This is a genomic window from Flavobacterium circumlabens (assembly GCF_004345565.1).
In the GTDB taxonomy this organism is placed as follows: Bacteria; Bacteroidota; Bacteroidia; order Flavobacteriales; family Flavobacteriaceae; genus Flavobacterium; species Flavobacterium circumlabens.
The window spans coordinates 140,597-160,072 of sequence record NZ_SLWA01000004.1 but is presented as its reverse complement, the minus strand read 5'-3'; the positions used below and the strand labels follow the sequence as shown (position 1 = coordinate 160,072).

Here is a 19,476-nt window from a genome sequence, read left to right as displayed (position 1 = left end):
GAGATCTTTTTTATTAAGGCTTACGTTCTGTATTCGCGGGTTACTTTGTCAACACCGTCAATTTTTTTGATGGCATTGATCATCTTTTTCAAAATCGTATTATTCTTGACAATTACCGCAATCTGACCGTGAAAAATTCCGGCATCCGTACTCAGGGAAATACTCTGAATATTGACACTCATATTGTTCGAAATCACTCTGGTCAATTGGTTCGTAAGTCCCAAAACATCCATTCCGGTAATATTGATAATCGCTTTGAATTCTTCCTGAGACGAATCAATCCATTTCGCGCTCATGATACGATACGCGTAATTCGACTGCATTCCGATCGCATTCGGACAATCTTTTTTATGGACTTTGATTCCTTCGTTGATCGTTACGAAACCAAAAACATCGTCACCCGGAATTGGGTTGCAGCATTGTGAAAGTTTATAATCTAATTTATCATGTTCGGTTCCAAAAACCAACATATCATAATTACTGCTAATGACGGGTTTATGAATATCATCGGCAGCAGTATCTTTATTTCTTTTGATTTTATTTTTAAAGAAATTGATAAACGTGTTGCCTTTTTGTGCAGCGTAATCTTTTAACTGCTGATTTTCGATAGCACCAATTCCAACTCTGTAAAATAAATCTAAACTCGTTTTAAGCTTGAAGAAGTTAACCAATTCATTGATAACCTGCTCACTTATTGTAATTTTTAGATGTTTAAGTTTTCGGGTAAGCAATTCCTTCCCTTCTTCGGCAATTTTTTTGGTGTTCTCGTTAAGAACGTTTTTGATCTTATTTTTAGCTCTTGAAGTCGTTACGTACTCCAGCCAGTTTACGGTTGGCTTTTGATTGGCAGAGGTAATAACTTCGACCTGATCACCGCTTTTTAGTTCATGATTTAAGGGAACAAGACGTCCGTTTACACGTGTTCCTCTGGTTTTGATTCCGATTTCGGAGTGAATGCTAAAAGCAAAATCAAGTGAAGTGGCACCTTTTGGCAGGGATTTGATTTCTCCTTTTGGGGTAAACACGAAGATTTCTTTTGAATATAAATTCATTTTAAAATCCTCTACAAAATCAACTGCATTGGTTTCCTGATTTTCCAGCGCTTCACGAAGTAAATTCAGCCAGACATCCAGACCGCTTTCTTCTGTAGCTCCATTTTTATATTTGTAATGGGCAGCGTAACCTTTCTCGGCAATTTCATCCATACGCTCGCTTCGAACCTGTACTTCAACCCAACGGCCTTTTGGCCCCATGACGGTGATGTGCAATGCCTCGTAACCAGTTGATTTTGGAGATGAAATCCAGTCGCGCAAACGACTTGGGCTTGGTCTGTAATGATCTGTTACGATAGAATATATTTTCCAGGCTACGAATTTTTCATCGTGAGGGTCTGATTTATAGACAATTCTAAGGGCAAATTTGTCGTATACTTCATCAAAGCTTACACTTTGTGCACGCATTTTTCTACGAATCGAATAAATAGATTTCGGACGGCCTTTGATGATGTAGTCAATATTTTCGTTGTCTAAAGATTTCTTTAAAACATCTGAAATATCTTTGATATAAGCGTCCTGTTCTTCTTTAGTCTCCCTGATTTTACTTACGATATCTTCGTAAACAGCCGGTTCTGTATATTTTAAACCTAAATCTTCAAGTTTCGTTTTAATGTTGTAAAGACCTAAACGGTGGGCGAGCGGAGCATAAATGTAGAGCGTCTCGGAGGCGATTTTGGTTTGTTTATATTCCGCCATCGAATCCATGGTTTGCATATTGTGCAGACGATCGGCCAGTTTGATCAGGATAACACGTACATCATCGTTAAGAGTCAGGATCATTTTTCTGAAATTCTCAGCCTGCATGGAGGCATTCAGATCTTTTTGAACCATCGAAATCTTGGTAAGCCCTTCGACCAGTTGTGCTACTTTCGGATTGAATAATCGTTCAATATCTTCAACTGTTATTGGCGTATCTTCCACTACATCGTGTAATAAAGCGGCTGCAATTGAGGTCGCTCCCAAACCAATTTCTGAGGCCACAATTTTTGCAACTGCAATAGGATGAAAGATATACGCTTCTCCGGATTTGCGGCGTTGTTCTTTATGGGCATCAACTGCAACATCAAAAGCTTTTCTGATTAATTTTTTGTCGGCAGGGGATAAAGTCTGGTAGCTAATTCGAAGTAATTCTTTGTATTCCTGCGCAATTGCTTTATTTTCTTTTTCAATATCTATTTCTATCATAACGGCATAGTTCAAGTACTAAAAATAAGCATAAGTTAGAACATACGCAAGGGAATGGATTGTAGATTTATGATATTAGATTTTAGATTTTTGCCTTTTAAAAAGGATTTCGACTTCGCTCAGTCTGACAAGAGAAATGTTTATTATTTGTTCAAAAATAAATAGTAAAAATATTTAAAAGCAAAAAAAGTAAAGCCGCAGGCTTTTAATTTCATCTAAGAATCTAAGAATCTAAGAATCTAAGAATCTAAGAATCTAAAATCAGAACCCTCTCTGACGTTTGGCTTCAAAAATCAAAATGGCGGCTGCAACAGATACATTCATGCTGTCGATTTCACCCTGCATAGGGATGATGATGTTTTTTGTGGCAGCATCACGCCAATCCTGCGTCAGGCCAGTGGCTTCCGTACCGACCACTAAAGCTGTTGGTGTTGTAAAGTCCTGTGTATGATAGGAAGTGGAGTCTTGTAAGGTAGCACAGTAAAAAGCAATCTTTTTTTCTTTCAGAAAAGCAATAATTTCGGCAGTAGTTCCTGTTGCAATTTGGTTGGTAAACAGACAGCCGACACTGGAACGAACGATATTCGGATTGTATAAATCACTTTTGGGGTTGGCGATTAAAACGGCATCAAGATTTGCAGCATCAGCTGTACGCAAAAGGGCTCCGATATTTCCCGGTTTTTCAGGGGCTTCGGCTACTAGGATTAGTGGATTATCCGATAATTTTAAATCGGATAACTGCATTGATTTTGTTTTGGCGATGGCCAGAATGCCTTCGGTGGTATCGCGATAGGCCAGTTTCTGGTACACTTCTTTGTTAATTTCTATTAATGGAACCGGTGTGCCGACTAATGTATTGATTTGATTTTCAGTAACTAATTCCGGTAAAAATAAAACCGTTTCGATTTCGTAGCCGCCTTTTATGGCTATTGAAATTTCACGTAATCCTTCAATTAAAAAAGTTCCGGTTTGTTTACGTGCTTTTGCCTTTTCCTGCAGTAAAACAAGTGATTTTATAAACGGATTTTGTACTGAAGTAATTTGTTTCATTTTTTTTAAAGGTACTTAGGTTCTGAGGGGCTAAGGTACTGAGATTTTTTTAAAATAGGAGCAAACGTTCAGAGTTGCAAAGGTTCATAGGTTTTTTTAAAATAGTGGCTAAGCTTCTGAGGGGCTAAGGTACTGAGATTTTTTTTTAAAATAGGGGGCAAAGGTTCAGAGTTGCAAAGGTTCATAGGTTTCTTTTGCAAGGTTTTTAAAACGTTATAGGTATTTAAGAAATAAAATAAAAAGTTAGCTGCGAATTTACTTCGCTTGTTCGCTATCGTTCGGTAATGAATTTTTACGAATTAAAAATTAGTGCAAATTCGTGAAATTCGTGGCAAAAAAAAAGCACTGTATCCCATAAGTTTATTTCTTAAAAACTTCGTTAATCTCACTCGCAACAGGATGTTCTGCCGTAAAGGTGTATCCCATGATTTTGGCGATGGTTTGGGCAAATTGTTTTTGATACAATTGAGATTCTGTTTTGATCTCGCCTTTTGGGGCAATTTCAGGACCCATTGCGGCGAACCAAATTTCGGAGGCGCCGGCAATTTTGTCACCGTGGCTTGTCCATTCTGATTTTATTTTATCGCCACGTCCGTGATCTACTGTGATTAAGAGTGTCGTTTTGTTTTTGTACTGGGGATCATTTTGTACAAAATTCCAGATTTCTTTTATCCAGGTATCTACCTGATTTGCCGCATCCAAATAAGATCTGTAATGTCCGGCATGTGCCCATTCGTCGGTTTCTCCGTAGGCAATATAAAGTACTTTTGGTTTGTTGGTTTTCAGTTCGTTTAAAGCTTCATAATGGGTAAAAACATCCAGGCATTCATCCTCATAAAACGGCTTAAACGAATTATCACGCATTTCATTTAATAATTTCTGAACAGCCGTAGGTTTATTTCCTCCAACAGCATCGAAAGCAGAAATTACAGGAAAATTGCTTCTTTTTTCATTTAAAATCCGATCGAAAGCATCCCAGGCACCAAAAGCGGCTGTTTTTCCTTTTAATTTGGACTGCTGATTTAAAAACTCCAGCACATTCACATTTGGATTCGCCATATAGGAATTGGAATTGACCAAAAGATCCACATTTCCGGTCATGATTTCGCTGTATCCGGGATAACTGAACCAATACGGGTTAGCAACATCTACTTTATTCCCTAAAGCACGATTGCCATAAATCTGACCTTTGGAAGCAATTTCAGACCATAAAAAAGGCATTAACTTTTTGCGGCTTTCTTTGCTGTCGGTGCTATAATATTTTTTGTAAATGTAAGTACTGTCTCCCTGATTGAAGTTTTTATCATTCGCAATTGCCGGGTCCATTCCTTTAAAAACTTCCTGCCATCTAAAACCGTCTGTGGTTATGATAATAATGTTTTCTGTTTTTTGTGCCGTTGCCAAAAAGCTGATTAAAATGAATGGAATTAGAAGTAATTTTTTCATTTTTATTATTTTAGATGAAGTTTAAAATTAAGAATTGGTACCAATAAATAATTCAAAACTAACAAATATTATTCGAAACAATAAAAGCGTTTTTAATTTATGTTTTAAAAATAACCATAAATTAACAAAAGGATCAGCTATAAAATTCCACGTGACTTAATTTCCAGATATTTGTTAATGGCATCCAGAGTCAGGTTTTCCGGTTGTGTAAGTATCGAATGAATGCCGTATTTTTTGAGTTCATTGGCAATTAAACGCTTTTCGAACATGAATTTTTCGGCAATGACTTTATCATAGACTTCCTGAATCGTGTCGGTTTTTTTGTTGATGATTTCGTTGAGTTCGGTATTGCTGAAGAAAATAACCACCAGAAGGTGGCTTTTGGCAATTCCTTTCAAATAGGGTAACTGGCGGCTCAGTCCATCCATGGTTTCGAAATTGGTGTACAGAATAATCAAACTTCTCTGATTGATATTTTTTTTGATGTCCACATACAATCTGCTGTAATCACTCTCAAAAAAGTCAGTTTTGATGTTGTATAATGTTTCGAGGATTTTTTGCATCTGTGAACCTCTTTTTTCAGCGAAAACCCGATTTTCAACCTTTTTAGAGAACGCAAAAATCCCTGCTTTGTCTTGCTTTTTCAGGATAATATTGGATAAAACCAAAGTCGAATTTATCGCATAATCCAGCAAACTTAAGCCATTAAAAGGCATTTGCATGATACGGCCTTTATCAATCGCCAGATAAACCGACTGCGATTTTTCGTCCTGAAACTGGTTCACCATTAACGCATTTTTCTTTGCCGTTGCTTTCCAGTTTAAGGTTCTAAGGTCGTCGCCCTGAACATATTCCTTAATTTGCTCAAATTCCATCGTATGTCCGATACGGCGAATTTTCTTAATTCCGTATTGAAACAGCGTATTCGAAAAAGCAAACAAATCATATTTTTTCAATTGAATATAAGACGGATAGGTGGGAACCATCTGGTCTTTATCGAAAGTGAATCTTCTGGAAATTAATTTTAACGGGGAAGAAACATAAATATTCAGGTTTCCGAAATAATATTCACCACGTTCTGTCGGACGCAAATCATATTTGATATCTTCCTGGGCAGAAGCTTTTATATTTTTCAGAATTTTAAAATCCCGTACCTGAAACTGAAAGGGGATCTCGTCAATGATTTTCACTGAAACTGAAAAAGTATAGTGATTTTTTAGTACAATTTTAATAGGGTTCAAATCACCATTCGAAAGTTTTTCAGGAGTATTTCTCGTTGCTTCAATACCTGTTTTGGCCAGGTATAAAAGCAAAATATCAAGCAGCAGAAAAGTACTTAAACCCAGAACGACAAACCAGACGCCATTGTATAAATTCGGAAAAATAAAAGCGCAAACAAACATTCCTATAATGCCTAAAAGCACGTAGAAAAAGAAGTTATTGAGGTATAGACTTTTTATGAATTTCAATTTTTTTTGTTTTATGTTTTTTTAGTCTGTTTTTAGTCACAGTAACAGTTTTCAGTCTCAGTTTTCAGTGTGCAGACTGCGACTGAAAACTGTAAACTGCGACTCTTTTTTACCTCGGGATTTCAACAGTTTCGATAATCTGCTTAATGATTTCAGCGCTTGTAATTCCTTCCATTTCGCGTTCCGGTGTTACAATAACACGGTGTTGTAAAACGGGAACTGCTGCTTCTTTGATATCTTCCGGTGTTACGAAATCACGGCCACGAATGGCTGCAAAACCTTTGGATGCGTTTAGGATTGCTATTGAGGCACGTGGAGAAGCTCCTAGATATAAGAAGGCATTTTCACGGGTGTTCACTACGATTCTGGCAACGTATTCCAACAGGTTCTGCTCTACTCTTATTTGTTTGATCAGTGCCTGATATGCCTTGATTTCTTCAGCGGAAAGAATCGTTTTTATCGCTTCTAGTTTACCGTGATTTTGCAATAAATGCTCTCTTTGTATAATCAGAATTTCTTCGTCCAGTTTAGGGTAATCAATGGTGATTTTGAATAAAAAACGGTCTAATTGTGCTTCCGGTAAACGGTAGGTTCCTTCCTGCTCAATTGGGTTTTGTGTAGCAATAACCAAAAAAGGAGTCTCAAGAATATAGGCCGATCCGTCAATGGTTATCTGGCGTTCTTCCATAACTTCAAAAAGGGCGGCCTGTGTTTTGGCAGGGGCACGGTTGATCTCATCGATCAAAATCAGATTGGAGAAAATAGGTCCTTTTTTAAATTCAAATTCAGAATTTTTGAGGTTAAATATAGAAGTTCCTAAAATATCCGAAGGCATTAAATCCGGCGTAAACTGAATTCGGCTAAAGCCAATATTTAAAGTTTTGGATAATAATTTAGCGGTAATCGTTTTGGCAACTCCCGGAACACCTTCCAGTAAAACATGTCCGTTGGATAAAATAGCAACCAAAAGCTGATCGATCATTTTATGCTGACCAACAATTACTGTCTCAAGCTCTTTTTTGATCGTATTAACGTGCTCTAAAAGTGGTGCTAAATTTAATCTGGTTTCAAAATTTACGTTTTCGTTGGTAACTTCTGTTTCTGATGTATTAAAATCGTCCATGTTTGGTATGTTTTTCTTTTGAATGAATTGCTGTTAAAAATATTAATTTAAAATCTTCTCGATGGCATTATTAATCCGGATTAAATCTTCTTCGAGGCTTCCGTGATAACTTTTCCGGTGTTCGTTGATCAAAAATACAAGTTCCCGGATATCATTTTCGTCTTTTCCGGACTTATGATGCAGTTTTGTAATAAAATCATCATCGAGTTTTGTGGTATCGAGCATATATTCATTTCTCATTCTTTCTAAAAAGTAAATGATTTTTTTATCGATTATATTATAATGATCCCCTTCCTGATAGTATAAATTCCCGATTGTCTTGGTAAAATCTACTGTTAAGTTGGGTAAAGGTTTGAGTATCGGAACAATTCGTTGTTTTCGTTTGGCATTAAAAAGAATAAAAATCAGCATTCCGATTAAAAATAAATACCACGCCCATTTTAGTGCCGGCTGACTTAAAATGTACCGTAGAGGAGAATCCGAAATCGATTCGCTGTTTTGCCCTTTTGTATACCAGTAAATATTCCCCTTTGGGACATAAGAAAGCACGTTTTGAGTATATTGATAATGATCTGCTTTTAAAAGATGATAGTTGGTAAAAGCAACAGGCTGCATGTGCAGGTAAAAATAACCATGAATGTAAGGAACCTTTATAAAATTAATATGCTTTTGTTTTTCATTGCCCTGATATCCTAAGATCGTAGTGGTTGCAGTGTCAATTTTTGCAAAATAATTTTCTGTATCAATGTCTTTAAAAGGGTATTTCTTAGTACTTACTTTTTTATTAGCTATCCACATTTTTACGTTGGGATCAGAATTTTGAAAATTTGTATTTAGTTCAATTTTCAGACTGTCTAATAAAGATTGCGGAAATGTTTTCATACTCAGGAACGCATTGTTTCCATGAGATACAAAATAGAAAAGTTCCGTTACCGACTGATTGTCAATTTCTCCCGATGGAGCTATGTTTAAGAAGGTTCCTTTTATTTTATATTTCCCGTCAATTGTATCCGGTACATATTTTGAATCTAAAAATTCATAGGGCGTTATGGTGGAAACCCTTTCAATCTTTTGATTTTTTAATACGCCATTGATTTCCTTATCAAAAATATACAATCCGTAAGGGATTTTATCATTGACAGAATACGTTGGCCTCCAATCAATAGGTTTTTGCTGGTTGGAACTTGCAATTAAAATTATGGCAAAAACAAAAACCAGTATAGCGATGTAAATTTTGATAGATTTATTCATTGCCAAAGGTTTTTATGGAATTCTTAAAACGGTTTTCGGCTTTTTTGAAAGTAGTTTCGTCAATTTCAAATTCACCATACCAAATGTAATTGTACAAATAAGACAGATACGTAAACTCTTCTTTATAAACGGGACTTTGAAGCTCATACAAATAATCGGAATTGGTTTTTTCGATATCCCATTCGATATAATGATTCTGCGCCATCACTTTCAGCAGCCAGAGATAATAGTAACGGATGGCAATTCTTTTTTCGCCTCTTTCTATACTTTCCTGAATGAGTTTTTTGAAGTCTAAGAGATGAATGTTTTTCTCAAGTTCCGAATAGTAAATCGTCTTTTTGTTGGAATCTTTTCCGAAAATCCATCTTCCTTCTTTACCAACTAAGGCTTTTACAATCAGATAAATCACAAAAATAATAATCAGGACAGCCAGTACTTTCAACAAAATTGATACAAAATGGAGTGCTGCTGCAGGGTTGTTAAAAGTGAATAGGCTTCTTAAAATTCCCGCCAGCCATTCCTTAAAATGATCCCAGGCATTCTTTTCCGGCGCTTTGTATTCGTATACAAAATCGGAGTCGGTATATTTTTTTTTGAAATTTTTAGAAAAGGTTTTCCCTTCAACCGTAGTGGTATCGATTTTAATATCTTTCTCCGTGTATTTTACGGATGAAATTTCGGGAGGATCGGTTTTAACGGTCAAAGAATCCTGAGCATTGGAAATGCTGAAGAAAAAAAGAAAAGATAAAACAAAGAAAATTTTATTCATTACCGGTTCTGATTAAGTCAATTTGGCTGATAGTGGTTGTGTCTTTTTGTGAACAATATAGGGATAAACCAGATAATAAAATGAAATTATGCTCAAAGTAAAAAGTATGATAAAACTGCTGAGCCAGTTGGGCATATCGATAGAATATCGGGTGATGAAACCTTCCAGGAACCCGGCGCTTATGGTAAACGGAAAAGTGCTCAGGAATATTTTGAAACTGTTTTTAAAACCAATTTTAAAAGAATTTACTCTCGAAAAAGTTTTAGGAAAAAGAATAGAAGCCCCTAAAATAAATCCGGCAGAAGTTTCAATTACAATGGCAAAAATTTCCATGGAACCGTGAATCCAGATCCCGCGAACGCTTTTCCAGAAAACGCCCTGTTCGTAAAAAAAGTATTGGAAAGACCCGAGCATAATGCAGTTTTGAAGGAAAATATAAAAAGTTCCAATTCCGCCAAAAATTCCGTAAATATAACATCTGGCGCCTACATAAAGATTGTTCATGGTGATGCCGATAAAGCTTCCCCAGTTACTTCCGGTTCCGTAAACAGCCATGGGATCTCCTTTTTTGATGTTCTCCAAAGTCATATTGACATAACCATCACCTAAAATCAACCGCACAAAATTCTGATCGTATCGCGCAGAAATCACACCAATTGCAACGGTAACAAAGAAGAGGACGAAAGAATACAGCAGATACCTTCTGTATTCGTAAAGAAGCAATGGAACTTCCGTTTTAAAAAATTCCGTAAACCTGTTCTTTTCAGCGCGTTTGGTTTTGTAAATCTTCTGATAAATCTGTGAAGCCAGATGATTCAGGTAAACCACCGTTTTACTTTTTGGATAATAAGTTTGGGCGTAAGATAAATCATTCATCATTTGAATGTATAAATTAGCTAACTCATCAGGATTTTTTTTAGCTTTACCGAAAATAGCTAGCTCAAATTCCAGCCATTTTTCTTTATTTTGTTTTATGAAGGCGATTTCTCTCATTAAGGGCTAAAATATAAAATATGTCAGAATTATCAATTAATACGACGCAAAATGTCAAAATAAATTTTAAAGCAGCTTCTGCCGGCGAGCGGATAGGATCTTATTTTATCGATTTAGCGGTTAAAATAGCCTATGGGATAGTGATTTCGCTTATCTTTTTTTATGCGTTACAATTGGGAAAATTATTAGATAGTTTAGATACCTGGTCCAGAATGTCAATTCTTTTGTTCCTTTATTTTCCGATTATAATTTATTCGATCACTTTGGAAAGCATTTTTGAAGGACAGACCATTGGCAAGAAACTGGTTAAAATAAAAGTAGTAAAAATTGATGGTTATCAGGCCGGATTCGGAGATTATCTGATGCGATGGTTTTTCAGGCTGGTAGATATCTCAATTCTGAGCGGAATTATTGCTGTGGTAACCGTAGTTTCCAGTAAAAAAGGACAGCGTTTGGGCGATATGGTGGCCGGTACCGCTGTGATTACCTTAAAAAGCACAATCAATATAAGCCATACTATTCTCGAAGAAATAGGGGAAGCGTATGTGCCAACCTATCCTTTGGTGATAAAATTGTCTGATAATGATATGCGAATTATTAAGGAAACATTTCAAAAAGCAGATAGTAGAAATGATTACGAAACGATTCATAAACTGGTTTCTAAAATTGAAACCGTTTCCGGGATCAAAAATCAATCCGGCAATGAGCGTGATTTTCTTCGGGTGATTTTAAAAGATTATAATTTTTATACACAGAATATGTAGTACTATATAGAAACGATAAAGAATTCATCAGGGCGTAACCGAAAAGCCATAAGAGTAGGGTAACTTAAAAAATAAAGATTATGAGAATTACAAAAATTTTTACGATTATAATGTTGCTTTTTTCAGTAAGCATCTTTGCTCAGGGCGGAGGTAAAAAATTAGATAAAATAATAAAACGTGATTATCAGATTATTGAGTGTACAATTTCAAAAATGTCTGATAAAACAGTCGAATATTCCTTACCCGGGGAAACTTTACAAATTTCATTGGATGTTTCCCAGATTGCCAGAATTGATTTTTCAAGCGGCCGTTCCCAGACTTTCGATGTTGCTGCGAACAGTAATCCTGTTAGCAATAGCGGTTCATCAAATCAGGTGACAGCCAATGCAGAAATGAAAACCAATACGATTGCTGTACTGCCGGTTCCTTATGTAAATTCGGATAATCTGCAAAGCTCGGAAGACATGTCAAAATTTGCCCAGAATGACCTTTACAATAAATTATTAGACAAGTCGGCTAATATTTTGCCGCTTACCGTTCAGGATTTAAGGACTACCAATAGTTTACTCCACAAAGCCGGAATCGACCATACTAATATTGATGATACGCCGATCGAGGACCTTCAAAGAATCTTAGGGGTTGATAATATTGTGGCTGCCAAAGTTTCATTTACCATGTCTTCAAGTTCAACGGCTACCACTTATAACAGCGGAAATGCAAAAATTAGCGACAACGACAAAAAAATAAAAACAAACGATATTTCTACAACCACTGCTAACACTCAGATGTACTACTATTATACGGTGTATTTTGATATGTACAAAAACGGCAGTAAAATTTACTCACAAACCAGAAAGCCTTTTTTAAATTTAAAAGACAGCTGGATAGATTCTGTTTCGTATTTATTAAAAAGAAGTCCGATTTACGTAAAAAGATAGAAAATTTAATCCAACCGGGGAATTCAAATTCCGGCTGTTAAAAATATAAAATGTTCCATTTATTAGATATAATCGGTACCATGGCTTTTGCCATGTCCGGTGCCTTAACGGCAATGCATAAAAAGCTCGATCCGTTTGGGGTCTTTATTATTGCTTTTGTTACTGCAGTGGGCGGCGGAACACTTCGTGATGTTCTCATTGGCAGAACGCCGGTAGGCTGGATGCAGGATCTGCAATATGTCTATGTGATTATTCTAGGCTTTGGACTTGCGATTCTATTCCGGAAAAAATTTGATAAACTAAGAACCTCCTTGTTTTTATTTGATACGATTGGGTTGGGCGTTTTTACTTTAATTGGTTTGGAAAAAGGAATTTCAATCGGACTGCATCCCGTAATTTGTATCGCCTTAGGAACAATGACAGCCTGTTTTGGCGGTGTAATCCGTGATATTTTATGTAATGAAATTCCAACTATTTTCAGACGGGAAATCTATGCCACGATCTGTATTTTGGGTGGAATTGTATTCTTTATTCTGAAAAAGCTGAATCTGGAAAATGATATTTTATATCTAGTTACTTCCGTTGTAATTATTTCAGTTCGATTAATGGCAGTAAAATTCAAATGGTATTTACCGGCATTTGACCACAAATAAGATTTTAAAATAATATATTAGCCACTTTAAAGGATTAGAATCCTTAAAATCTGTGGCAGGAAAATGACAAAGTATACCGTAAGGAAATATCAAAAAAGTGATTATACAACCTGGAATGCGTTTATTGCTCAGGCCAAAAATGCTACGTTTTTATTTCACCGGGATTTCATGGAATATCATGCAGATCGTTTTGAAGATTTTTCGCTTTTGGTATTCGAAAATCAAAAAGTAAAAGCAGTTTTACCCCTTAATAAACAAGGAAATTTGTTGTATTCGCATCAGGGATTAACATATGGCGGATTGGTGTATGAAGGAAGTACAAAACTAGCATCAGTAATCGAAATTTTTAAGGCTATTTTGTTTTTTTTGAATGAAAATGAATTCGAAAAATTGCATTACAAAACTATTCCCTCCATTTATCATCTCCAGCCCGCTGAAGAAATTTTATACAGTCTGTTTTTAGCTGAAGCCAAATTAGTCCGGCGCGATTCCCTTTCTGTAATTGATTTATCACAGGAAAAAAACATTTCCAAAATCAGGAAAAGAGGTTTTCAGAAGGCAATTTCAAATCAATTGATCATTAAGGAAGAAAATGATTTTGAATCCTTTTGGAATGAAGTCCTAATTCCGAATTTAGCACATAAACACCAGGCAAAACCAGTTCATTCGATAGTAGAAATGAATCAGCTAAAAGCGCATTTTCCGAATAATATTTATCAGTTTAATGTTTATGCAGCTGATAAAATTGTGGCAGGAACTACTATTTTTGAAACCGAAACGGTAGCGCATTGTCAATATATTTCGAAAAACGAAAAGCGTGACAACCTGGGCAGTTTAGATTACTTATTTCAGTATCTAATTCAGGAAAGATTTGCCGGGAAAAGATTTTTCGATTTTGGAATTTCGAATGAAAATCAGGGTAAAAATCTTAATGAAGGATTATCGTACTGGAAAGAAAGTTTTGGTGCCGGTACCATAATTCATGATTTTTATGAAGTTGAAACAGCCAATTATAGTAAATTAGAAACGGTTTTTATCTAATCAAACAAATACATGATACCTTTTCTGGATCTTAAAAAAATAAACAAACCGTATGAAACTGCTTTTCAGGAAAAACTGAAATCGGTTTTGGATAGCGGCTGGTATATTTTAGGAAAAGAGGTGGAAACATTTGAGAAAGCTTTCGCGGCCTATTGCAAGACCGAGTATTGTATCGGAACAGGCAATGGTTTTGATGCTTTGACATTAATCTTCAAGGGATATATAACATTAGGAAAACTCCAAAAAGGCGATGAAGTTATCGTTCCTGCAAATACCTATATTGCAAGTATTTTAGCCATTATTGAAGCCGATTTAGTACCGGTTTTGGTCGAACCAAAATTAGAAACCTACAATCTTAACCCGGATCTGATTCAGGAAAAAATCACTCTAAAAACAAAAGCTATTTTGGCTGTGCATCTGTACGGGCAATTGGCCGAAATGGATCAAATTAATGAAATTGCAAACCAGAATAATTTGCTGGTGGTGGAAGATGCCGCGCAATCGCATGGAGCTTTTGAAAATTCCAATAGGGTGAAAATTCCAAATTCCAACAATACCACTTTGATCGAAGTTGAAAAGTCTTTGGGGGCAATGGCGTACAGCTTTTATCCCGGGAAAAATCTGGGTGCATTAGGAGATGGTGGAGCGATAACTACAAACGATTCAGCATTAGCAAAAGTGCTTTTTTCGCTGCGGAATTACGGTTCTGAAAAAAAATATTATAATGAATATATTGGTGTAAATTCAAGGCTGGATGAAATTCAGGCTTCCTTTTTAAATCTAAAATTACCGAATTTAAATGCGGATAATGGCAAACGCAGAAGTGTAGCCAAAAGATATTTATCTGAAATCAAGAACGAAAAAATAGTTCTTCCGGTTTGGGATTTTTCGAACAGTCATGTTTTTCATTTGTTTGTTATCCGGACTTCAGATCGCGAAGATTTACAGGAATATTTAACCCAAAATACTATTCAGACCGTTATTCATTATCCAATTCCGGTACACAAGCAAAAAGCATTTCCAGACTGGAATCATTTATCTTTTCCGATTACGGAAAAGATTCATCAAGAGGTTTTGAGTTTGCCCATGAGTCCGGTTTTGACAGAAAGCGAAGTGGATTTTATTATTGCGGTTTTAAATAAATATTAATTTGAATTCCTTAAAAAAAATAACGCATACAACCTTGTTTAAAATCACTTCCTTAAACAGTTTTAGTGTAGCGCTAAAAATAGGAATTGGGCTTATTACCTCTAAAATATTAGCCATTTTTGTTGGTCCGGGCGGTATGGCTTTGGTTGGGAATTTGCGTAATTTTTTAACTTCTTTAGAGAGTATTTCTACACTTGGTTTTCAGAACGGAATAGTAAAATATGTAGCCGAAAATCAAAAGAATAAAAGTGAACTTCAAAAGATAATCGCCACTGTTTTTATAAGTTTGATTACCGTTGCTGTTATCTTAAGTCTTCTTTTATATTTTTTTGCAGCATTCTGGAATGCTAAAATTTTCAGCGATCAATTGGATTATTCCCTCGTTTTTAAAATTTTAGCTTTAGCCTTACCCTGGTATGCCGTTTCGGTATTTTTACTCGCTATTTTAAATGGATTGAGCCAGTTTAAAAAAGTAATATGGATCAATATTATTGGCAATGCCATTGGTTTGCTTGTATCTGTTTTTATGATTTTACAATTTAAAACTCTTGGTGCTTTATTGGCAATTGTACTAACACCAGCAGTATTGTTTTTCGTCACTTTTTATTTTCTAAATAGAGAAATTAACTTTTTAGGTTCAGTTCGTTTGCATTTGTTTGATTTCAAAATCATTAAAAATCTGTCTTCTTATTCTCTAATGGCACTGGTCTCCTCTGTTTTAGGACCTATTGTTTTTCTGGCTATCCGTAATAAAATTATTGAAAATTTAGGTATGGATCAGGCAGGTTTCTGGGAAACCATGACTCGCATATCTTCTTATTATCTAATGTTCGTTAGTACAATTTTGACCGTCTATTTTTTACCGAAACTTTCAATAGCACAAACTAATGAAGAAACTAAAACTGTTTTTTGGAGATTTTATAAATCAATTTTACCTGTTTTTGCCGGAGGATTAGTTGTGGTTTATTTTTTAAGATTTTTCATAATCCACGTATTGTTTACGAAAGAGTTTTTACCGGTTACCAATTTGTTTCTTTGGCAATTGATTGGTGATGTTTTTAAAGTGGCCTCCCTTATTTTAGGCTATCAGTTTTTTGCTAAAAAGCTAACGAAAGCTTTTATAATTTCGGAACTATTTTCTCTTACCGTTTTATATTTTGCCAGTTTATTTTTTATGCATTATTACGGAATTGAAGGCATAGTAATGGCTCAGGCATTTGATAATTTTATGTATTGGATTGTTTTGTGTTTGTATTTTAGGAAGATTTTGATTTAACTTTCATTCCAAACATTCAGGTACTTCTCAGCAATTTTCACATAATCATGTTCCTTTTCGATAAAAGCCCTGGCACGTTTGCCTATTGCTGTTATTTCTTCAGGATTTTCGATTAAATACGATAATTCCTGAACCAGATAATCTACATCCGGAAGCGCATTTACGCAGACTCTTTCGGTAAGGTTATAATAGTTTGTAAATTCAGTTTCTGCACCTGTAAAAACTACCTTTCCTTTTGCCATTGCTTCAAGTGCATTGTATCCCTGATCGTACGAATAAACCTGATCTAATAAAATTTGAGCATGATTGTAAAGGGTGATGTATTGTTTATAAGGAGCATTTTCAGTTTTGATGATCCCTACTTTGTCACCATATTTTTGCTGAATAATCTGAAGTGCTTTTTCAAAATATCCAGTGCCTTTTTTTATGCTGCTCGTATTATTTACGCCTAAAAAAACGATGACTTTTTGGACGCTATCCAACGCTTCAAAAGCAATTTTAGCGGTATTTACCGGATTCGGAAGTAAGGTTTTTTCGGGCAATGGAATTTTATAATCTAAATCAGAAACTATGGTTTTGGAAACGCTTTCGCTTACGAAATCATAGAGATCGCGATACTTTTTTTGAGTGTATTTTATTGAAAAACGATAATAAGAACCAAGTTTTCTGTCTTTTAACAAAGGTGTCAAAATAGAATATGGTAAAGAATCTTTTAGCATGAAATCGATTATGGGCGTGTCTTCTCCGCAAACGAGCAGAAAACTTTTTTTATTCTGACGAAAGAGTTTTTTTAATAAAAATTTAGAAAAAAAAGGATAGGTTTCAATTGCATTGGAATTGATTAACTGAACGACATCATACTCTTTTAATCGGGGTAAAAACAACCAGAAACGAATTCCTTTTTCCGCCAGTGGCAAATCTAGTTTGAAAAGACGGAACAAAATTTTGTTTAAAAATACTAAAAGTTTGTTATCCATAAAATACCTGGGAAAAATGGAATAGTCCACAGGAAATTGCTTAAAACTATCTCCGGTTGCGATAATGGTGACGTCATGCTGCAAGACTTCCAATCCTTCTTTTAAAGAATTATGCAGTCGGCTATATTCTCCTACCAATAGTATTCTCATTTGTGCTGGAAATATTTATATTTACGTAAATATATATGAAAATGTTAAATGTTTTTTCTGAAAAGGACTTCGAAATTTTAATTGCTACCAAAGATAGAAGCAATTTTGATTTTTTGCTGCCTATGTTTCCGTTTGAGCATTTTTCAAATTTCAATATTTTGATTATAAACCAATCTTTAAATAAGGTTTTGTCTTCTGATTTTGATTCCGTTAGGGTGATTAATAGTACTGAAAAGGGATTGTCTAAAAGCAGGAACACAGCCATTCAGAATGCTTCAAAAAAAATCTGTTTAATCTCCGATGACGATGTTGTTTTTGCAGAAAACTTCAGAAAAGATATTCTTTTAGCGTTCCAAAATCAGGAGAAAGCAGATATCATTACCTTTAATCACCAGAGAATTGGTGCTGTGCAGCCGCAAAAAAAGTGGGATTCAGCTTTTAGACATACTTCGAAAACAATCTGGAATGTGAGTTCTATTGAAATTGCATTTAAAGTAGAAGAGATTAAAAAAAAGAATATCACTTTTGATACCAATTTTGGACTTGGCTCCTTTTTTGAAACTGCCGAAGAATTTTTATTTTTAAAAGCAGTCTTAAATCAAAAAGGGAACGTTTATTTTAGCCCGGAAATTATAGTTTCGCATCCTGAATTTTCATCCGGAAAAAACGAAGGATCTGATACTTTAATTTATTCGAGAGCGGCTTTGTTTTATAAATTGCATGGAAGCTTCGCTTACATCTGGCTGGCAAAATATATCTTTTTTTTGATTAGAAAAAAGTACATTCGCTTTTCTGAAGCTGGAGAAAAATATAAAAGCGGTTTAGCAGGAATCGCAAAATTCAGAGAAATAACGCAACATAAACTATGACTACAAATACTGATATTCAGTTAATCGAAATTCCAAAAATTCAGGACAGACGCGGCAATCTTTCAGTTATAGAAGGAGATACCATTCCGTTTGCCTCAAAACGGGTGTATTATTTGTATGATGTTCCAGGTGGAAGCAAACGCGGTGGGCACGCCCATAAAAAACAACAGGAATTTTTAATCGCTTTAAGCGGAAGTTTTGACGTGGTATTAAAAGACGGAAAATCATCACAAACGGTAACGCTAAACAGACCCAGCTTAGGTTTGTTAATTGTGGACGGAATATGGCGGGAACTGCAAAATTTTTCTTCCGGGGCCGTTTGTCTGGTTTTGGCTTCGGACGAATTTGACGAAGAAGATTACATCAGGGAATATAAAAATTTCAAACTATTTAAAAACCGATGAACCTAGACCCAGGTCAGCCATTTTTAATTTTATCTCAATCAAAAGCCATAATAAAGAGGAGGGAAGGCTTAATAAAATTCTTTTTTTGAATCCTATTTTTCCTAAATCAATTCCGGTATAAAAGTGAGTAAAAAGGGCTTTATTACCGGTTAATTTGCTTTTGATGGCGAGCGAGAACCGATTTAAATCTAAGTAATACTTCAGGTCAGCATTCGTTTTTTCAAGCGCTGTAAATTTAGACAAATCCATTTTTGCATGCAGTAATGTATCGTTTTTAGACAAGCTGTTGTTATCATAGACATAACGCGCCAGAATTTTCCATGAGAACAAAACAGGATAAACCAATCCGATTCTAATCCAGAGATCCGTGTCCTGGCCGCTTTTTATTTTAGGGTCAAAAACTCCGATTTCGTCAAAAACACTTTTGTGAAATACAGCGCATGAAGTCCAGATAATAGGTTCTTTTGTGCTGGCACGAAAGTAATTGACAAGTTCGGAACTGTTAGTTTTGCGTATTGAGTACTGAGCAGGAAATGTTTTTTTTGAAGTTTCAATTTCGATGGCGGCACTAAAAACTTTTTGTTCCGGAAACTGGCTGATTTTTTCGAACATTACCTGCAGGAAATCAGGGTACCAGTAATCATCGGCATCAAGAAAAGTGATGTTTGGAGATTTAGCTTTTTCGATGCCGAAATTTCTTGCCAGTGAAACGCCTTCATTCTTTTTGGAATAATAGTGAATTCGGGGATCTTTAAACTGAAGTGCTTTTGCCTCACTTTTGTCTGTCGATCCGTCATTAATAAGAATCACTTCGAAATCCTGAAAAGTCTGGGCCAGCACACTTTGTATCGTATTTTCGATAAAGTTTTCTTTGTTGTATAACGGAATAATGATAGAAAAAAACGGCATTTTTT

18 protein-coding genes are annotated in these 19,476 nt (G+C 35.4%); 8 read left to right on the top strand and 10 right to left on the bottom strand.

The features are described 5' to 3' along the window. Positions 1–20: 20 nt before the first annotated feature. The 8 genes from EV142_RS11810 to EV142_RS11775 all read right to left on the bottom strand — a co-directional run bounded on the left by EV142_RS11810 (position 21) and on the right by EV142_RS11775 (position 10,341). Positions 21–2,240 carry a RelA/SpoT family protein gene (locus EV142_RS11810; RefSeq protein WP_132035951.1) on the bottom strand — a complete coding sequence of 740 codons (2,220 nt, stop codon included), beginning with the start codon at positions 2,238–2,240 and terminating at the stop codon, positions 21–23. A 261-nt stretch (positions 2,241–2,501) separates the two neighbouring features. Then, the gene (locus EV142_RS11805; RefSeq protein ID WP_132035949.1) at positions 2,502–3,290 is read right to left on the bottom strand and encodes a TrmH family RNA methyltransferase; all 789 of its coding nucleotides are present in this window, start codon (positions 3,288–3,290) and stop codon (positions 2,502–2,504) included. 360 nt (positions 3,291–3,650) lie between these two features. Further along, positions 3,651–4,736 carry a phosphoglyceromutase gene (locus tag EV142_RS11800; protein ID WP_132035947.1) on the bottom strand — a complete coding sequence of 362 codons (1,086 nt, stop codon included), beginning with the start codon at positions 4,734–4,736 and terminating at the stop codon, positions 3,651–3,653. A 137-nt stretch (positions 4,737–4,873) separates the two neighbouring features. After that, positions 4,874–6,205 (bottom strand): DUF58 domain-containing protein, encoded by a 1,332-nt coding sequence (locus EV142_RS11795; protein ID WP_132035945.1) that lies wholly within the window; start codon positions 6,203–6,205, stop codon positions 4,874–4,876. A 109-nt stretch (positions 6,206–6,314) separates the two neighbouring features. Further along, a complete protein-coding gene (locus EV142_RS11790) occupies positions 6,315–7,328 on the bottom strand; it encodes an AAA family ATPase (protein WP_132035944.1) in 1,014 nt (337 codons plus the stop codon). Positions 7,329–7,370: 42 nt separating this feature from the next. Next, positions 7,371–8,579, bottom strand: coding sequence for a DUF4350 domain-containing protein (locus EV142_RS11785; RefSeq protein WP_132035942.1), 1,209 nt, complete (start codon positions 8,577–8,579; stop codon positions 7,371–7,373). Then, positions 8,572–9,348 carry a DUF4129 domain-containing protein gene (locus EV142_RS11780; protein WP_132035940.1) on the bottom strand — a complete coding sequence of 259 codons (777 nt, stop codon included), beginning with the start codon at positions 9,346–9,348 and terminating at the stop codon, positions 8,572–8,574. Before EV142_RS11780 ends, EV142_RS11785 begins: the two co-directional genes overlap by 8 nt. Positions 9,349–9,360: 12 nt before the next feature. Then, positions 9,361–10,341 carry a stage II sporulation protein M gene (locus tag EV142_RS11775; protein ID WP_132035938.1) on the bottom strand — a complete coding sequence of 327 codons (981 nt, stop codon included), beginning with the start codon at positions 10,339–10,341 and terminating at the stop codon, positions 9,361–9,363. Between the two features lie 20 nt (positions 10,342–10,361). Here EV142_RS11775 and EV142_RS11770 point away from each other — a divergent pair, with 20 nt between their 5' ends. The 6 genes from EV142_RS11770 (at position 10,362) to EV142_RS11745 (ending at position 16,162) form a co-directional block, all read left to right on the top strand. Continuing rightward, entirely contained in the window at positions 10,362–11,105 is a 744-nt protein-coding gene (locus tag EV142_RS11770; RefSeq protein WP_132035936.1) for an RDD family protein, read from the top strand. An 80-nt stretch (positions 11,106–11,185) separates the two neighbouring features. Then, on the top strand, positions 11,186–12,043 hold the full coding sequence (locus EV142_RS11765) for a hypothetical protein (protein ID WP_132035934.1): 858 nt from the start codon (positions 11,186–11,188) through the stop codon (positions 12,041–12,043). 50 nt (positions 12,044–12,093) lie between these two features. Beyond that, complete coding sequence (locus EV142_RS11760; protein WP_132035932.1) at positions 12,094–12,696, top strand: trimeric intracellular cation channel family protein; 603 nt, start codon at positions 12,094–12,096, stop codon at positions 12,694–12,696. 63 nt (positions 12,697–12,759) lie between these two features. Then, the gene (locus EV142_RS11755; protein ID WP_132035929.1) at positions 12,760–13,737 is read left to right on the top strand and encodes a GNAT family N-acetyltransferase; all 978 of its coding nucleotides are present in this window, start codon (positions 12,760–12,762) and stop codon (positions 13,735–13,737) included. Between the two features lie 12 nt (positions 13,738–13,749). Beyond that, positions 13,750–14,886 carry a DegT/DnrJ/EryC1/StrS family aminotransferase gene (locus EV142_RS11750; RefSeq protein ID WP_132035926.1) on the top strand — a complete coding sequence of 379 codons (1,137 nt, stop codon included), beginning with the start codon at positions 13,750–13,752 and terminating at the stop codon, positions 14,884–14,886. Between the two features lies 1 nt (position 14,887). After that, on the top strand, positions 14,888–16,162 hold the full coding sequence (locus EV142_RS11745; protein ID WP_238698706.1) for an O-antigen translocase: 1,275 nt from the start codon (positions 14,888–14,890) through the stop codon (positions 16,160–16,162). On the opposite strand, the gene EV142_RS11740 is transcribed toward EV142_RS11745, so the two are convergent. Next, positions 16,159–17,289 carry a glycosyltransferase family protein gene (locus tag EV142_RS11740; protein ID WP_132035923.1) on the bottom strand — a complete coding sequence of 377 codons (1,131 nt, stop codon included), beginning with the start codon at positions 17,287–17,289 and terminating at the stop codon, positions 16,159–16,161. The two genes, EV142_RS11745 and EV142_RS11740, sit on opposite strands and share 4 nt — an antisense overlap. A gap of 35 nt (positions 17,290–17,324) precedes the next feature. Here EV142_RS11740 and EV142_RS11735 point away from each other — a divergent pair, with 35 nt between their 5' ends. Together EV142_RS11735 and EV142_RS11730 are read left to right on the top strand one after the other, a co-directional pair. Beyond that, positions 17,325–18,158 (top strand): glycosyltransferase family 2 protein, encoded by an 834-nt coding sequence (locus EV142_RS11735; RefSeq protein WP_132035920.1) that lies wholly within the window; start codon positions 17,325–17,327, stop codon positions 18,156–18,158. Continuing rightward, positions 18,155–18,562, top strand: a complete 408-nt coding sequence (locus tag EV142_RS11730) for a sugar 3,4-ketoisomerase (protein ID WP_132035917.1) — start codon at positions 18,155–18,157, stop codon at positions 18,560–18,562. Before EV142_RS11735 ends, EV142_RS11730 begins: the two co-directional genes overlap by 4 nt. Here the strand turns inward: EV142_RS11730 and EV142_RS11725 are convergent. Then, positions 18,545–19,471: a glycosyltransferase family 2 protein gene (locus EV142_RS11725; RefSeq protein ID WP_132035914.1), complete on the bottom strand. Its 927-nt coding sequence runs from the start codon at positions 19,469–19,471 to the stop codon at positions 18,545–18,547. The two genes, EV142_RS11730 and EV142_RS11725, sit on opposite strands and share 18 nt — an antisense overlap. Positions 19,472–19,476 lie beyond the last annotated feature (5 nt).

Excerpts from the sequence above, each read along its gene's own strand:
- EV142_RS11730 (WP_132035917.1), top strand. The coding sequence starts at position 18,155 with ATGACTACAAATACTGATATTCAGTTAATCGAAATTCCAAAAATTCAG.
- EV142_RS11770 (WP_132035936.1), top strand. The coding sequence starts at position 10,362 with ATGTCAGAATTATCAATTAATACGACGCAAAATGTCAAAATAAATTTT.
- EV142_RS11780 (WP_132035940.1), bottom strand. The coding sequence starts at position 9,348 with ATGAATAAAATTTTCTTTGTTTTATCTTTTCTTTTTTTCTTCAGCATT.
- EV142_RS11755 (WP_132035929.1), top strand. The coding sequence starts at position 12,760 with ATGACAAAGTATACCGTAAGGAAATATCAAAAAAGTGATTATACAACC.
- EV142_RS11775 (WP_132035938.1), bottom strand. The coding sequence starts at position 10,341 with ATGAGAGAAATCGCCTTCATAAAACAAAATAAAGAAAAATGGCTGGAA.
- EV142_RS11765 (WP_132035934.1), top strand. The coding sequence starts at position 11,186 with ATGAGAATTACAAAAATTTTTACGATTATAATGTTGCTTTTTTCAGTA.
- EV142_RS11805 (WP_132035949.1), bottom strand. The coding sequence starts at position 3,290 with ATGAAACAAATTACTTCAGTACAAAATCCGTTTATAAAATCACTTGTT.
- EV142_RS11790 (WP_132035944.1), bottom strand. The coding sequence starts at position 7,328 with ATGGACGATTTTAATACATCAGAAACAGAAGTTACCAACGAAAACGTA.
- EV142_RS11725 (WP_132035914.1), bottom strand. The coding sequence starts at position 19,471 with ATGCCGTTTTTTTCTATCATTATTCCGTTATACAACAAAGAAAACTTT.
- EV142_RS11785 (WP_132035942.1), bottom strand. The coding sequence starts at position 8,579 with ATGAATAAATCTATCAAAATTTACATCGCTATACTGGTTTTTGTTTTT.
- EV142_RS11800 (WP_132035947.1), bottom strand. The coding sequence starts at position 4,736 with ATGAAAAAATTACTTCTAATTCCATTCATTTTAATCAGCTTTTTGGCA.
- EV142_RS11760 (WP_132035932.1), top strand. The coding sequence starts at position 12,094 with ATGTTCCATTTATTAGATATAATCGGTACCATGGCTTTTGCCATGTCC.
- EV142_RS11735 (WP_132035920.1), top strand. The coding sequence starts at position 17,325 with ATGAAAATGTTAAATGTTTTTTCTGAAAAGGACTTCGAAATTTTAATT.
- EV142_RS11740 (WP_132035923.1), bottom strand. The coding sequence starts at position 17,289 with ATGAGAATACTATTGGTAGGAGAATATAGCCGACTGCATAATTCTTTA.
- EV142_RS11750 (WP_132035926.1), top strand. The coding sequence starts at position 13,750 with ATGATACCTTTTCTGGATCTTAAAAAAATAAACAAACCGTATGAAACT.
- EV142_RS11810 (WP_132035951.1), bottom strand. The coding sequence starts at position 2,240 with ATGATAGAAATAGATATTGAAAAAGAAAATAAAGCAATTGCGCAGGAA.